A 245-nucleotide genomic window follows, 5' to 3' on the forward strand; every position below is an offset into this window, starting at 1 on the left:
GGCTTCTTCAGCGGCGGCCTGGGCAGCACGCTGGGCAGCGTGGCCACCACGGCAGCCGGCGTGGCCGGCGGCGCGCTCCTGTTCCAAGGCATCGAAAACCTGTTCCATCACAACAGCGGCGGCGGTGGCGGCTTCTTTGGCCAGCAGCCGTTGATGGGCGGCTCCACGGAAACGGTGATCAACAACTACTACGACGGTGATAGCGGCAATAGCAATGGCAACACAGCCTCGCGTGACGACAGCCT

General features: G+C 64.9%; 1 protein-coding gene. It reads left to right on the forward strand.

Annotation, left to right across the window (positions count from 1 at the left end; genetic code table 11):
* The coding region (locus ACVA6Q_RS24870; RefSeq protein ID WP_446649257.1) for a DUF2076 domain-containing protein at positions 1-245 on the forward strand (245 nt) is incomplete at both ends.

This window comes from Vibrio sp. DNB22_10_4 (assembly GCF_052879755.1).